This is a genomic window from Microbacterium sp. MEC084, assembly GCF_004514465.2.
Lineage (GTDB): Bacteria > Actinomycetota > Actinomycetes > Actinomycetales > Microbacteriaceae > Microbacterium.
On sequence record NZ_MYFP02000009.1, the window covers coordinates 72,639 to 86,665 of the forward strand.

15 protein-coding genes are annotated in these 14,027 nt (G+C 72.1%); 5 read left to right on the forward strand and 10 right to left on the reverse strand.

The annotated features are described in order from the left end of the window. Nucleotides 1–11 precede the first annotated feature (11 nt). Nucleotides 12–587, reverse strand: coding sequence for an orotate phosphoribosyltransferase (gene pyrE, locus B5M43_RS09505; RefSeq protein WP_134746480.1), 576 nt, complete (start codon nt 585–587; stop codon nt 12–14). Between the two features lie 46 nt (nt 588–633). Between pyrE and B5M43_RS09510 the strand changes: the two genes are divergently transcribed. After that, the gene (locus tag B5M43_RS09510) at nt 634–1,476 is read left to right on the forward strand and encodes an exodeoxyribonuclease III (protein ID WP_134746478.1); all 843 of its coding nucleotides are present in this window, start codon (nt 634–636) and stop codon (nt 1,474–1,476) included. A gap of 5 nt (nt 1,477–1,481) precedes the next feature. Here the strand turns inward: B5M43_RS09510 and B5M43_RS15350 are convergent, their stop codons facing one another. Together B5M43_RS15350 and B5M43_RS15355 are read right to left on the reverse strand one after the other, a co-directional pair. Then, complete coding sequence (locus tag B5M43_RS15350) at nt 1,482–1,712, reverse strand: hypothetical protein (protein ID WP_308068275.1); 231 nt, start codon at nt 1,710–1,712, stop codon at nt 1,482–1,484. A 76-nt stretch (nt 1,713–1,788) separates the two neighbouring features. Next, entirely contained in the window at nt 1,789–2,238 is a 450-nt protein-coding gene (locus B5M43_RS15355) for a winged helix-turn-helix transcriptional regulator (RefSeq protein WP_308068277.1), read from the reverse strand. A gap of 144 nt (nt 2,239–2,382) precedes the next feature. On the opposite strand from B5M43_RS15355, the gene B5M43_RS09520 reads away from it, so the two are divergent. The 3 genes from B5M43_RS09520 to B5M43_RS09530 all read left to right on the forward strand — a co-directional run bounded on the left by B5M43_RS09520 (nt 2,383) and on the right by B5M43_RS09530 (nt 5,074). Further along, nucleotides 2,383–3,267, forward strand: coding sequence for an ABC transporter ATP-binding protein (locus tag B5M43_RS09520; RefSeq protein WP_055989171.1), 885 nt, complete (start codon nt 2,383–2,385; stop codon nt 3,265–3,267). Then, nucleotides 3,264–4,373 carry an ABC transporter permease gene (locus tag B5M43_RS09525; RefSeq protein ID WP_082542989.1) on the forward strand — a complete coding sequence of 370 codons (1,110 nt, stop codon included), beginning with the start codon at nt 3,264–3,266 and terminating at the stop codon, nt 4,371–4,373. Before B5M43_RS09520 ends, B5M43_RS09525 begins: the two co-directional genes overlap by 4 nt. A 113-nt stretch (nt 4,374–4,486) precedes the next feature. After that, on the forward strand, nt 4,487–5,074 hold the full coding sequence (locus B5M43_RS09530; RefSeq protein ID WP_055989167.1) for a nitroreductase family protein: 588 nt from the start codon (nt 4,487–4,489) through the stop codon (nt 5,072–5,074). A gap of 78 nt (nt 5,075–5,152) precedes the next feature. Here B5M43_RS09530 and B5M43_RS09535 read toward each other — a convergent pair whose 3' ends face one another. Continuing rightward, the gene (locus B5M43_RS09535; protein WP_134746476.1) at nt 5,153–7,354 is read right to left on the reverse strand and encodes an ATP-dependent Clp protease ATP-binding subunit; all 2,202 of its coding nucleotides are present in this window, start codon (nt 7,352–7,354) and stop codon (nt 5,153–5,155) included. 158 nt (nt 7,355–7,512) lie between these two features. Here B5M43_RS09535 and B5M43_RS09540 point away from each other — a divergent pair, with 158 nt between their 5' ends. After that, nucleotides 7,513–7,833 (forward strand): hypothetical protein, encoded by a 321-nt coding sequence (locus B5M43_RS09540; RefSeq protein ID WP_134746474.1) that lies wholly within the window; start codon nt 7,513–7,515, stop codon nt 7,831–7,833. Between the two features lie 9 nt (nt 7,834–7,842). Here B5M43_RS09540 and B5M43_RS09545 read toward each other — a convergent pair whose 3' ends face one another. The 6 genes from B5M43_RS09545 to B5M43_RS09570 all read right to left on the reverse strand — a co-directional run. Then, complete coding sequence (locus B5M43_RS09545) at nt 7,843–8,820, reverse strand: GlxA family transcriptional regulator (RefSeq protein WP_134746472.1); 978 nt, start codon at nt 8,818–8,820, stop codon at nt 7,843–7,845. Nucleotides 8,821–9,048: 228 nt separating this feature from the next. Further along, nucleotides 9,049–10,272, reverse strand: a complete 1,224-nt coding sequence (locus tag B5M43_RS09550; RefSeq protein ID WP_055989142.1) for a glycosyltransferase — start codon at nt 10,270–10,272, stop codon at nt 9,049–9,051. Nucleotides 10,273–10,293: 21 nt separating this feature from the next. Next, nucleotides 10,294–11,493, reverse strand: coding sequence for a glycosyltransferase (locus tag B5M43_RS09555; RefSeq protein WP_055989139.1), 1,200 nt, complete (start codon nt 11,491–11,493; stop codon nt 10,294–10,296). 165 nt (nt 11,494–11,658) lie between these two features. Further along, nucleotides 11,659–13,086 (reverse strand): CCA tRNA nucleotidyltransferase, encoded by a 1,428-nt coding sequence (locus B5M43_RS09560; RefSeq protein ID WP_055989136.1) that lies wholly within the window; start codon nt 13,084–13,086, stop codon nt 11,659–11,661. A 37-nt stretch (nt 13,087–13,123) separates the two neighbouring features. Next, nucleotides 13,124–13,690: a dihydrofolate reductase family protein gene (locus B5M43_RS09565; RefSeq protein WP_134746470.1), complete on the reverse strand. Its 567-nt coding sequence runs from the start codon at nt 13,688–13,690 to the stop codon at nt 13,124–13,126. Between the two features lie 89 nt (nt 13,691–13,779). Further along, nucleotides 13,780–14,027 (reverse strand): transposase (locus B5M43_RS09570; protein WP_230667788.1); only part of this gene is annotated, 248 nt, incomplete at its 5' end.

Below are 14,027 nucleotides of genomic sequence, written 5' to 3' on the forward strand. Positions count from 1 at the left end.
CGCCGGTCCCGTCACTGGGGGTCGAGGCCGAGATCGGCCAGGCCGATGGCGGCGCGCCACTCGAGGCCCTCGGCCTCGATCGCCGCCTGCGCGCCGGTGGAGCGGTCGACGATCACGGCGACGGCGACGACCTCGGCGCCCGCCTTGCGCAGCGCCTCGACCGCCTTCAGCGCGGACTGGCCGGTCGTGGAGGTGTCCTCGACGACCACGACCCGCCTGCCCTCGACGTCGGCGCCCTCGATCTGGCGGCCGCGGCCGTGGTCCTTGGGCTCCTTGCGCACCACGAACGCGTCGAGCGGGCGGTCCGTGCGGGCCGACTCGTGCATGATCGCGTTCGCGATCGGGTCGGCGCCCAGCGTCAGGCCGCCGACCGCCACCACGTCGGGGATGTCCGAGATCAGGTCGAGCATGATGCGCCCGATCGCGGGGGCCGCGCGGTGGTCCAGCGTGAGCTTGCGCATGTCCACGTAGTACGTGGCCTTCTTGCCGCTGGAGAGCGTGAAGTCGCCGTGGAACACCGCCTCGTCCTGGACGAGGCGGATGAGCGCCTGGCGGTCGTTCTCGAGCTCGGGCGTGGATGCGGCCATGACGGCAAGTCTAGGAGCGTCCGCGCCCCGTCCTAGGCTGGATCCCATGCGGCTCGCCACCTGGAACGTCAACTCGATCCGCGCCCGCGTGGGGCGCATCGTCGCCTTCGCCGAGCGCGAGCACATCGACGTGCTGGCGATGCAGGAGATCAAGTGCAAGCCCGAGCAGTTCCCGTACGCCGAGTTCGAGGCCGCCGGCTACCACGTGGAGGCCCACGGGCTGAACCAGTGGAACGGCGTGGCGATCGCCAGCCGCGAGCCCATCGAGGACGTGGAGTATTCCTTCCCGGGCATGCCAGGGTTCCTCAAGGACCACGACGGCCCGGATCTGCCGCTCGAGGCGCGCGCGATGGGCGCCACGGTGAGCGGCGTCCGCATCTGGAGCCTGTACGTGCCCAACGGCCGGACGCTGCAGGACCCGCACTACCAGTACAAGCTCCACTGGCTGCGGGCGCTCGAGGAGCACACGCGTGCGACCCTTGCGGCCCATCCGGACCTGCCGCTCGCGCTCGTGGGGGACTTCAACATCGCGCCGACCGACGTGGACAACGGCGATCCCGCCGTGATCGAGGGCGTCACGACCCACGTCTCCCCCGCTGAGCGCGAGGCGTTCGCGGCGATCGAGGCGGCGGGCGTGACCGACGTGGTGCGCCCGCTCGTTCCCACCGGGTACACGTACTGGGACTACAAGCAGCTGCGCTTCCCGCGCAACCAGGGCCTCCGGATCGACTTCATCCTCGGTTCGCGCGCTCTCGCGGACGCCGTGACCGGCGCGGCCATCCATCGCGACGAGCGCAAGGGCGACGCGCCCAGCGATCACGTCCCGGTGGTCGTCGACCTCGACCTCGAGCCGGCCGACGAGGACGACGTGCCGATGATCTTCGGCTGACCGCGTCAGGCGACGAGGTCCATGCCCGGATCGATATGGAAGGTCAGGGCGAACCGCTCGAGCAGTGCGCCGTCCCCCTCGACCACGTGCACGACGCCGCCTGAAATCGCCTGATCAGATGTGATATCTCCGGCTATCAGCCGACGGATCCCCGGCCCCGCGGCGATGCGCAGGTCCGGTTCGAAAGCGGGGAGCGCGCCACCCACCGGCGGGGCCGGAGGGGCGATCTGCCACACCGCGAGCTCCCCGACGGCGACCCGCGCGCCGAGCACTACAGACCCGATCGCGACCTCGTATGTCGTGGGCGGCATGTCAGCGACGGGCGCGGGCGTCGAACGCCGTGCGCAGCGCCATCGTGAGCGAGTCCGGCGTCACGACGTCGTCCGCGCCGGGCTCCCCCATGCGCTGGAACCCCCAGCGCCCGAGCGCGAGCACGATGGGCTCGAGGCCGCGCCCGTAGTCGGTCAGCTCGTACACGAGGCCGCACCGCGGGATCGGCACGCGCCGGATCACGCCGCCCTCCTGCAGCTCCTTGAGCCGGGTGCTGAGGATGTTGGTGGGGATCCTCGGGAGCCCCTGCTTCAGGTCGGTGTAGCGGCGCGGGCCGACGAGCAGGTCGCGGACGATGAGCAGGGCCCATCGCTCCCCGACCAGCTCGGCAGTCGGCGGGAGGCCGAGGCCTGGCCCCGAGGTCTCTGAGCGCCGGGCTCCGGCGCCGAGATCACCTCCCCCGCCGAGGTCACATCCGGTCCGCGACGTCACACGCGACGTCACATCCGGACGGGTGTGATCTCGCGGGAGGCGTGTGATGTCGGCGGCGCGGGGGAGAGGGCGGATCCGTCCGGCGGGGGATCCGCCGGGCGGCGCGCGTCCGTAATGTGTGATCCACCGAGAGAGGGGATCGCGATGCTCAGGCTGCGAGGGATCGTCAAGACCTACGGCGACAGGCGCGCGCTCGACGACGTGTCCTTCGACGTCGCGCCCGGGCGCCTGACCGGCTTCGTGGGCGGCAACGGCGCCGGCAAGACCACGACCATGCGCATCGTGCTGGGCCTGCTCACGCCCGACGCCGGGGAGGTGTCGCTCGACGGCCGGGCGCTGACCGCCGCGGACCGCCGCGACTTCGGGTACATGCCGGAGGAGCGCGGGCTGTATCCGAAGATGAAGGTCCTCGAGCACATCGTCTACCTCGCCCGCCTCCACGGGTTCCCGCGGGACGAGGCCACCGCCCGGGCGACGGCGCTGCTGGGGCGGCTGGGGCTGGGGGAGCGGCTCCGGGACAACGTCGAGGCGCTCTCCCTGGGCAACCAGCAGCGCGCCCAGATCGCGGCCGCTCTCGTGCACGACCCCGAGGTGCTGATCCTCGACGAGCCGTTCTCGGGCCTCGATCCCCTCGCCGTGGACGTCGTCTCCGGCGTGCTGCAGGAGCGGGCGGCGCAGGGTGCGGCGGTGCTGTTCTCCTCGCACCAGCTCGACGTCGTCGAGCGGCTGTGCGACGACCTCGTGATCATCGCGGGCGGGACCATCCGGGCGAACGGATCGCGCGATGCCCTGCGAGCCGCGCATGCGAGCCGTCGGTACGAGCTCGTCTCGGCGGGCGACGCCGGCTGGGTGCGCGAGCTGCCCGGGATCGAGGTCGTCCGCTTCGACGGCGGATACGCCGTGTTCGACGCCGAGAGCGAGGAGGCCGCGCAGCGCGTGCTGCGACGCGCGGTCGATCAGGGGGACGTCGCGAGCTTCGCGCCGCAGCATCCGTCGCTCGCCCAGATCTTCAAGGAGGTCATCCAGTGAGCGCCACCGCGCCCCGCCGCCGCTCCGTCGAGGTGTCCCCCACGCAGGCCACCTGGCTCGTCGCCGAGCGCGAGATCGGCTCGAAGCTGCGCAGCCGCACGTTCGTCGTGTCGTCGATTCTGCTGGTGCTGATCGCCCTGGCCGCCGTGCTCTGGGGCGGGTTCTCCGCCGGTCGCGAAGAAGCGACCGAGGTCGCCGCGCCGGCCGACGCCGCCGCACAGCTGCAGGAGGTGCCGGGTGTCGAGGTGGTCGACGTCGCCGACCGCGCCGCGGCGGAGCGGCTCGTGCGCGACGGCGAGGTCGAGGCGGCCGTCGTCGTGGACCCGGGCTCGCCCGTGGGCCTCACGATCGTGGCCGACAGCGAGGTGCCCGCGGGCCTGCAGCAGGCGCTCGCGGTGCAGCCCGAGGTGGAGCTGCTGGACCCGGATGCCATGAACCCCCTTATCCGGTACTTCGTGGCGTTCGGCTTCGGGATCGTGTTCTTCCTGGCCGCCATGACCTTCGGCGCCACGATCGCGGCGAGCGTGGTGGAGGAGAAGCAGACGCGCGTGGTGGAGATCCTGATCTCGGCCATCCCGACCCGCGTCCTCCTGGCGGGCAAGGTGCTCGGCAACACGGCGCTGGCCATGGGCCAGATCCTGTCGCTCGTCACCGTGGCGGTGCTCGGCCTCGTGATCACGGGGCAGACCGAGCTGCTGGCCGGGCTCGGGGCGCCGGTGGTGTGGTTCGCGGTGTTCTTCCTCTTCGGGTTCATCCTCACCGCGGCCCTGTTCGCGGCGACGGGAGCGATGGTGTCGCGGCAGGAGGACATCGGCTCGACCACGGGCCCGGTCACGTATCTGGTCATGGCCCCGTACCTGATCGTGGTCTTCTTCAACGACAACCCGGTCGTCATGACGGTGATGTCGTACGTGCCGTTCTCCGCGCCGGTCGGGATGCCGGTGCGCCTGTTCTTCGGCGAGGCGCAGTGGTGGGAGCCGCTGCTGTCGCTGGGCATCATGCTCGCCACGTGCGCGGCCGTGATCGCGCTCGGGGCGCGCATCTACGAGAACTCGCTGCTGCGCACCGGCGGCCGCGTGAGGCTCCGCGAGGCCCTGGCCGGCTGACCCGGAATCCCCCCCGGATCGATTCACGGGAATAAGATCGCCCGGGCGGGGTTTCACCCCCGCGGAGGGCAACGGCGCCCCGGACCACCGTCACCGAATCCGAGGAGACCCTCATGGGCGCTGCCACGCTCGACCGCACCGCGAACACCGACCACCCCGTCCTCGACGTCCTCGCCGAGCGCTGGAGCCCCCGGGCCTACGACCCGGTGACGCCGATCGACGAGCGCAAGCTGTCGAGCGCCCTCGAGGCCGCGCGTTGGACGCCGTCGGCCATGAACCTGCAGCCGTGGAAGTTCATCGTCGCGCGCCGCGGCACGGCCGAGCACGCCGCGATCGCCGAGACCCTCATGGGCTTCAACCAGGCCTGGGCGCCCGCCGCCGCCGTGCTGATCGTCACGGTGGCGATCGTCCGCGACGCGGAGGGCAACGAGATCCCGACCGCGATCTACGACCTCGGCCAGGCCGCCGCGCACCTCTCGGTGCAGGCGCACCACGACGGCCTCGTCGTGCACCAGATGACCGGCTTCGACCCGGCCGCCGTCGCCGCGACGTTCGAACTGCCCGAGAACGAGCGCCCGTTCTCGGTGATCGCCCTGGGCGAGTTCGGCGACCTGGACGCCCTGCCCGAGCCGTTGCGCGAGCGCGAGCTCGCCCCGCGCACGCGTCGCCCGATCGCGGAGTCGCTGATCGTCAACGCCTGATCAGAAGGGCGAAAAGGGCCGACGGGATGATCCCGTCGGCCCTTTTGCGTCGGCGCATGCCGTTCGCGGCATGCGGCGTCAGTCCTCGACGATCTCGGCGTCGATCACGTCCTCGTCCGGCTCCGGCTCGGGCGACGAACCGGCGCTGAGCACCACCAGCTGCGAGCCGTCGGCCGCCACGTCGACGCGCACCGTGTCGCCGTCGCGCACGCCGCCCGACAGGATCGCCATGGCGAGCCGATCCTGGATCTCGGTCTGGATGAGCCGTCGCAGGGGACGGGCGCCGTAGATCGGGTCGTACCCGCGCTCGGCCAGCCACGCCCGCGCATCCGGGGTGACGGCCAGCGTGAGCCGGCGGTCCGACAGGCGCCGCTGCAGCAGGTCGACCTGCAGCTCGACGATCTGCGCCAGGTCGTCCTGCGTGAGCGCCTGGAACATCACGATGTCGTCGAGGCGGTTCACGAACTCCGGCTTGAACGCCTGACGCACCAGCTGCAGCACCTGGTCGCGCTTGCCCTCGGCGGAGATCGTCGGGTCGATCAGGATGGGCGAGCCCAGGTTCGACGTCAGGATCAGGATGACGTTCTTGAAGTCGACCGTGCGGCCCTGCCCGTCGGTCAGGCGACCGTCGTCCATCACCTGCAGCAGGACGTCGAACACCTCCGGGTGCGCCTTCTCGACCTCGTCGAGCAGCACGACGCTGTACGGACGCCGGCGCACCGCCTCGGTCAGCTGACCGCCCTGCTCGTATCCGATGTAGCCCGGAGGGGCGCCGACCAGGCGGCTGACGGTGTGCTTCTCGCCATACTCCGACATGTCGATGCGCACCATGGCGTGCTCGTCGTCGAACAGGAACTCCGCGAGCGCCTTCGCGAGCTCGGTCTTGCCGACGCCGGTCGGGCCCAGGAACAGGAACGATCCGGTCGGCCGGTTGGGGTCGCTGATGCCGGCGCGCGAGCGGCGGACGGCATCCGACACGGCCTTCACGGCCTCCTTCTGCCCGATCAGGCGGCGGCCGAGCTCCGACTCGAGGTGCAGCAGCTTCTCGGTCTCGCCCTGCAGCAGGCGCCCGACCGGGATGCCCGTCCAGGCCGAGATCACGGCCGCGATGTCGTCCTCCGTGACCTGCTCGTTCACCATCCGGGGCTCGTCCTTGGCCGCCTCGGCCTGCTGCTCGGCCTCGGCGAGCTGCGCCTCCAGCTGCTTGATGGTCTCGTACTGCAGCTTCGACGCCTTGGCGTAGTCCGCCTCGCGCAGCGCGCGGTCGCGCTCGGTGACGGCCTCGTCGAGGCGCTTCTTGAGGTCGCCGACGAGGTTCAGGCCGCCGCGCTCGCGCGCCCAGCGCGCCTCCAGCTCGGCCAGCTCCGCCTCGGCCTCGGCCATCTGCTCGCGCAGCCTGCCGAGGCGCTCCTTCGAGGCGGCGTCCTTCTCCTTCTTCAGCGCCAGCTCCTCGAGGCGCATGCGGTCGACCTGGCGCTTGAGCTGGTCGATCTCGACGGGGGAGGAGTCGATCTCCATCTTGAGGCGGCTCATGGCCTCGTCGATCAGGTCGATCGCCTTGTCGGGCAGCTGCCGGCTCGGGATGTACCGGTTGCTCAGCGCGGCGGCGGCCACGAGCGCGCTGTCGCTGATGGTGACGCCGTGGTGCGCCTCGTAGCGGCCCTTCAGTCCGCGCAGGATCGCGACGGTGTCCTCGACGCTCGGCTCGCCCACGTACACCTGCTGGAAGCGGCGCTCCAGCGCGGCGTCCTTCTCGATGAACTCGCGGTACTCGTTGAGCGTGGTCGCGCCGATCAGGCGCAGCTCGCCGCGGGCCAGCATGGGCTTCAGCATGTTCGACGCCGCGACCGAGCCCTCGCCGCCGCCCGCGCCCATCAGCACGTGCAGCTCGTCGATGAAGGTGATGATCCGGCCCTCGGACTCGGTGATCTCCTTCAGGACGTTCTTGAGGCGCTCCTCGAACTGGCCGCGGTACATGGCACCGGCCACGAGCGCCGACATGTCGAGGCTGACCAGGCGCTTGTCCTTGAGGCTCTCGGCGACGTCGCCCGCCACGATGCGCTGCGCGAGGCCCTCGACGACGGCGGTCTTGCCGACGCCGGGCTCGCCGATCAGCACCGGGTTGTTCTTGGTGCGGCGCGTGAGCACCTGGCTCACGCGCCGGATCTCGCTGTCCCGCCCGATCACGGGGTCGAGCTTGCCCTGCCGGGCGCGCTCGGTCAGGTCGATGCCGAACTGCTCGAGCGCGCTGCGCTGGTCCTCCTGCGGCTGGTCTGCCATGTCGCCTCCCGAAACTCGTCGACAAAGTTGAGTCGTCTGCGCTCTAGTTTACCAGCGCCCGACCCGCGCCGGGTAGCCCGAGGTGCGCGGGACCCCACCCCGCTTGTCACCCGAATGGGCGACAGACGCGGGCGCCCCGCCCCGGCAGGCTGGGAGGGATGTCCTCCGGCCAGGCCCCGTCCCACCGTGCCGCGACCCCGACCCGGGCCGCCGCGGCGGCGCACCGGACGATCGCCGCGCTCGCGCTCGCGGGCGCCGCCGTCGCCGTGATCGTCCTCGCAGTCACCGTAGGCGTCATGATGTCCGGTCGCGCCGCCGAGCCGCCCGCGTTCAGCCTCGGGATCGGCGTGCCGGCGGGCGCGGCCGCCGCGGTGCTCGGCGCGATCGGCGCGTGCTTCCCCACGGCGCGGCGCGCCTCGCTCGTCGCGCTGCTCACCGGCCTGGTGGGCGGCGCCACGCTCGGCATCCTGCTGCTGTGACGGCCGGCCTCAGGCGGCGGTGTCGGCCATCGGCGCGGTCGAGCACGCGAAGCGCGCGCGGTACGCGGTCGGCGTGATGCCCAGGACGCGCGCGAAGTTCTGCCGCAGCACGGCCGCCGATCCGAAGCCGCACTCGTCGGCGATCCGATCGAGGCCCCACTCTGTGCGCTCCAGCAGGCGCTGGGCCTGGATGATCCGCTGCCGCGCGAGCCACGCCGCCGGGGTCGTGCCGTAGTCGGCCTTGAAGCGACGAGCGAACGTGCGCGGCGACATGTGCGCCCGCGCGGCGAGCAGCTCCACCGTCAGCTCGCGGTCCAGGTTCTCGAGCGCCCAGTCGGCCACCGGCGCGAGCGAGAGGCCCGCGGACTCCGGAAGGGGCCGGTCGATGAACTGCGCCTGGCCGCCGTCGCGCTGCGGCGCGACGACCATCCGGCGCGCGATGCGATTGGTCGCCTCGGCGCCCAGCTCCTGGCGCAGCAGGTGCAGGCACGCGTCGAGCCCCGCCGCCGTCCCGGCGCTCGTGATGATGTGGCCGTCCTGCACGTAGAGGACGTCGGGATCGACGTCGATCCGCGGATACATGCGTGCCATGGCGTCGGAGTACATCCAGTGCGTGGTCGCTCGTCGCCCGTCGAGCACGCCGGCCGCGGCCAGCACGAACGCGCCGCTGCAGACGCTGAGCAGCCACGCGTCGCGCTCGACCGCCGACCGGATGACCGCGGCCACGCGCGTGTCGATCCGGCCCCACGCCGATCGCGGCTGGGTGGAGACGACCACGATGTCGGCGGTCTCGGCGAAGCTCAGGTCGTCGGCGACGTTGATCGAGAAGCCGAGGTTCGAGGTGACGGGCCCCGGATCGGGCGTCACGATGCGGAAGTCGAACGACTCGATCCCGTCGTCCGAGCGGTCGAGGCCGAAGGCCTCGCACGCGACGCCGAACTCGAAGGGCGCGAAGCCCTCCTGCACGATGCATGCGACGGTCCTCACACCGGCCTCCTTGTTGGCAGTATTACTGCGAGTTGTGTCGATCCTGCCACTGTTGGCAGGATCTTTGCAAGCGCAGGATGACTGCCATGATGATCCTGATCCTCGTCACAGCTCTCGGGCTGCTCGGCATCGCCGCCACCGTGCACGAGGTGCGCGTCGACGGCTACGGCCGGGTCCGCACCGACCCCTCCCGCCTTCCCTGACGCCGGCCGTCGAGCGGAGCTCCGCTCAACGAGCGGGGGAGACCACGCGGTCGTAGATCGCGAGCATCGCCGCCGTGCGCGACGACTGCCGGAACTCCGCGCCGATGCCCGGGTCCGGCAGAGGAGCGGTGCCGGCCTCGATGTCGGCCGCGGCCCGTCGCAGCGCGGCCGCGAGGCCGCGCACGCGTCCCGGCTCGTCCGCGGGGGAGTCCGCGCGCCACACGCCGGCGCCGAGCTCGGCGGCGATGTCCGGGTCGCTCACGACGGACGGCGTGCCCAGCGACGCCGCCTCGAACGGCGTCATGCCCTGCGTCTCGAAGCCGATCGACGTCTGCACGAGCGCGTCGGCGTCCGCGAGACGGTGCAGCACCTGCTCGTAGGGCATCCGGCCGGCGAAGCGCACGGTGCGCTCGAGCCCGCGGCGGGCGACCAGCCGGCGCGCGGGCGCGAGCTGCGCGCCGCCGCCGATCACCTCGACCTCGCACGTCACGCCCGCCTCGGCCACGGCCTCCAGGAACGGCAGCAGCCGCTTCTCGGGGCTCATCCGGCCCAGCCACACGAACCGCGGCGGGCCGGGGCGGCGCTCGGCCGGGACGTCGGCCAGCACCGCGTCGAGCAGCTCGTCGTCGATGCCGTTCCAGACCACGTCGACCGGGTCGAACACACCATGCCGCTCGAGGCGGCGCGCGAAGTGCGACGAGGGCGCGGTCACGGCCGCGGCCCCGATCGCGAGCCCCCGCAGGTGCGCCCACGCGTCCCAGCCGCGGACGGCTCCGCCCGGCAGACCCCGCAGGGCCACGCGTCGCCACGCGTTGAGCGCCCACAGCACCGCACCGGGCGTCGGGGTGTTGGCGGCCAGCCCGGCGTCGACGTGGTTGTGCATCGTGTGTACAGCCGGGAGCCCATGCCGGGCCGCGAAGCGGTAGCCGAGGAATCCGGCCCAGAAGTCCGCCTGCACGTGCACGAGGTCGACCGCGGGGCGCGCCTGCATCCCGCGATCGATCAGAGCGTCGGCCCGGCGGCCCGGCCACGAGAAGCCGTACTCGCGGTCGGCCGTGACGGGGATGGACGGCACGTCCAGGTAGCCGGGGTCATCCGGGTTGATCGCGGCGCGCGCCCCGTGCCGGCGCGGCGCGACGACGGTCACGGTGTGACCGGCGCGCTCCAGGAAGCGTCGCTGCAGCCGCATCGAGACCTGGGCGCCGCCGAGCGTCTCGACGTGCTGGTCCGCGAACATCACGATGTGCACGGCGTGGATCCGTTCCGGCCGTCAGACGGGAATGTTCTCGCCGCGGTACAGCGCCTCGAACGTGTCCAGCGTGCGGTTGATGTCGTGCACCACCACGCCGTCGAGCGAGGCCTGCTGCATGCGGCGGCGCTCGTCGGCGTCCGCCGTGAGCACGGTCGTGAGCTTGGCCGCCAGGTCGTCCGCGTCGCCCGGGCGGAACAGGTAGCCGTTCTCGCCGTCGTGCACGAGGTGCGGCAGCGCGACGGCGTCGGCCGCGACCACGGGGAGGCCCGAGGCCATGGCCTCCATGGTCGCGATGGACTGCAGCTCGGCGATCGACGCGATCGCGAACACGCTCGCGCGCGTGAGGGCGGCGCGCAGCTCCTCGTCCGGCACCCGCCCGTGGAACACCACGCGGTCCTCGATCCCGAGCTCCGCGGCGAGCGCCTGCAGCGCGTGCTCCTGGTCGCCGCCGCCCACGAGGTCGAGCCTCGCATCGAGCGCCGGATCCAGCTTCGCGAGCGCGCGCAGGATGACGTCGACCTGTTTCTCGGCCGTCATGCGGCCGACGAAGACGATGCGGTTCTCCGTGCGCGGCGCGAGGTCGGCCGTGTACTGCGTGCGGTCGATGCCGCAGCTGATCGGGATCACGCCGCTGATGTCGATCTGCGCCTCGAGGAAGTCCGCGGCGCGGCGCGTCGGCGTCGTGACCGCCTCGGTCAGCGCGAACGTGCGCTTCGCGTCATCCCACGCCAGCTTCAAGAACAGCCGGTTGGCCCACTCGGGAAGGCGCGTGTGATCCAGGATGTTCTCCGGCATCACATGGTTGGTCGCGATGATCGGGATGCCCCGCTTGCGCGCCTCGCGCGCGAGGCCGCGTCCGATCACGATGTGCGACTGGATGTGCACGACGTCGGGCTTGACCGCGTCGAGCACGCGCCGCGCGTGGTGCTTCGAGCGCCACGGCCACACGAAGCGCAGCCACTCGTGCCACCAGAGCTTGGTCGACGGCAGGCGGTGCAGCGTCATCTGCTCGCCCTCGATCGTCTCGGTGCGAGGGTCCTCGAGCCTGTACACGGTGTTGGGCGCCACGACGTGGACGTCGTGGCCGCGCTGCACGAGACCCGCTGCCAGGCGCTCCGCGAACCGTGCCGCACCGTTGATGTCGGGGGCGAACGTGTCGCATCCGATCAGGATTCGCAGCGGCCGGCGGGCGGTGTCGCCGGAGGGGGAGGTTGTCACGTGCGGCCTCGTGCTTCTGTCAGGGGCGGCTGGGTCTCACGCGGCGGAGCCGGTGCGCCACGGACCGGGTCCGTGACGGCGAGGGAATACGAGGTCCGAGCCTATCCGACGCCTCCGCGCGAACCCGGGCGCCGTGCCGCCGTGCGGCGATGGCGCCGCCCGCGGTCAGGCCTGCGCGGCCCACCACTCGGTGAGCCGGCGCTCGGCCTCCTCCTCGCCCAGCACGCCCTCGTCGAGGCGCAGGTCGAGCAGGAACCGGTAGGCCTTGCCGACGGCGGGGCCGGGGGAGATGCCGAGCACCTCCTGGATGCGGTTGCCGTCGAGCTCGGGGCGGATCGCGTCGATCTCCTCCTGCTCGCGCAGCGACGCGATGCGCGCCTCGATGTCGTCGTAGGCGCGCGCGAGGCGCGTGGCCTTGCGCTTGTTGCGCGTGGTGACGTCGGCGCGGGTCAGGATGTGCAGGCGCTCCAGCTGGTCGCCCGCGTCGCGCACGTAGCGGCGCACGGCCGAGTCCGTCCACGCGCCCTCGGCGTAGCCGAAGAACCGCAGGTGCAGCTCGATCAGCTTCGAGACCGCGTCGATCGTGTCGCCGTCGTAGCGCAGGGCCTGCAGGCGCTTGCGGGCCATCCGCGCGCCGACCAGGTCGTGGTGGTGGAACGACACGGCTCCGCCCGGCTCGAGCTTGCGCGTGCGGGGCTTGCCGATGTCGTGCAGCAGCGCGGCCAGGCGCAGGGCGACATCCGGCTCCTGATCCGGGAAGCGCGCCTGCTCGTGCTCGATCGCCTGCGCGAGCACGGTCAGCGAGTGCTCGTAGACGTCCTTGTGGTGGTGATGCTCGTCGACCTCGAGTTTGAGCGCCGACACCTCGGGCAGGAACTCGTCGATCAGGCCCGTCTCGACCAGCACGCGGATGCCGCGGACGGGGTCCTCGGTCGCGAGCAGGCGGCTGAGCTCGCCCTGGATCCGCTCGGGGCTCACGATCGAGAGCGTCTCGCGCAGGTCCCGGATGGCGGCGAGCGTGCCGTCCTCGACCCCGAACCCGAGCTGGGAGGAGAACCGGGCGGCGCGCAGCATCCGGAGCGGGTCGTCGCCGAAGCTGATGCGCGGATCGATCGGCGTGCGCAGGACGCCGGCGAGCAGATCCTCGACCCCGCCGGTCGGGTCCACGAGCTTGACCTCCGTGACCCGCAGCGCCATGGCGTTGACCGTGAAGTCGCGGCGCACGAGGTCGGCCTCGAGCGTGTCCCCGAACTCCACGGTGGGCTTGCGGGTCACGCCGTCGTAGCTGTCGGCGCGATAGGTCGTGATCTCGACCTGCTCTCCCTGGACGCGGGCGCCGATCGTGCCGAACGCCCGGCCGATGTCCCACTGGGCCGTGGAGATGGGCGTGACGATCCGCAGGATGTCGTCGGGCCGCGCGTCGGTCGTGAAGTCGAGGTCGTGCGTGGTGCGGCCGAGCAGCGCGTCGCGCACCGGACCGCCGACGATCGCGAGGTCGTGTCCGGCGTCGGCGAACGCGCGGGCGAGCGTCGCGACCACCGGCGAGGCCGCGAGGTCGCCGAGGCGCGCGACACCGGCGGCCATGTTGAGCATGCGTTCCAGGGTAGTCGCGCGCGGCGCGCCCCCTCGGTCAGCGGGCGACGCGGTACTGCAGCAGCACGTGCCCCGTCGGCGCGGTCTCGGTGTGCTCGAGCCTCAGCGCAGTCTGCGGCAGGTCGGGCGGGGCGAAACCCCATCCCGAGCCGATCAGCACGGGCACCACGCGCAGGCGCAGCACGTCGACGAGACCGGCGTCGAACAGGCCGCGCGTGAGCTCGAGGCTGCCCCACACTGCGATCGACGAGAACCGCTCGCGCAGAGCGGCGGCCTCGTCGAGCCCCGGGACCACGTCGATCTCGCCGTCGCCCCACGGCGCGCGGTCGAGCGTGCGCGACACGACGTGCTTGGGCAGTCGCGCGATCGGGACGGCGACGGCCTCGGTCGCCGGATCCGCCTCGGGCCAGTACGCGGCGAACATCTCGTACGTGCGGCGGCCGAGCAGGATGGCGTCGACGGTCTCCAGCCAGCGCATCTGGGCCGAGTCCGTGCGGTCGTCGTCCTCGAACGGCGCCGCCTCGAAGAACGACAGCCCGCCGTCCGGCTCCGCGGCGAACCCGTCGACCGACACGATCTGCTCCACCGTGATGATCCCCATCATCTGCCACCCCCGGGTGTCGGCGAACTCCCCCGGCGCCCACGATGCCCGGCCGCCGCATCCGGATCAAGCCCTCCCGCTCCCTGCCGCGGCTAGGGCGTGTCTGACAATTGTCGGGTCCAGGCGATGACGGCGTTGAGGATCACGGCGGCGCGGTAGACGACGGCGAGCTTGTCGTAGCGGGTGGCGAGGCCGCGCCATTGCTTGATGTGGCAGTAGCGGCGCTCGATGACATTGCGGTTGCGGTAGTCGGCGGCGTCCAGTCCGACGGGGCGGCCGCCGCGTGATCCGCGCCGCTTACGGTGTCCTTGCTGGTCGGACGGTTCGGGGATCACGGCCT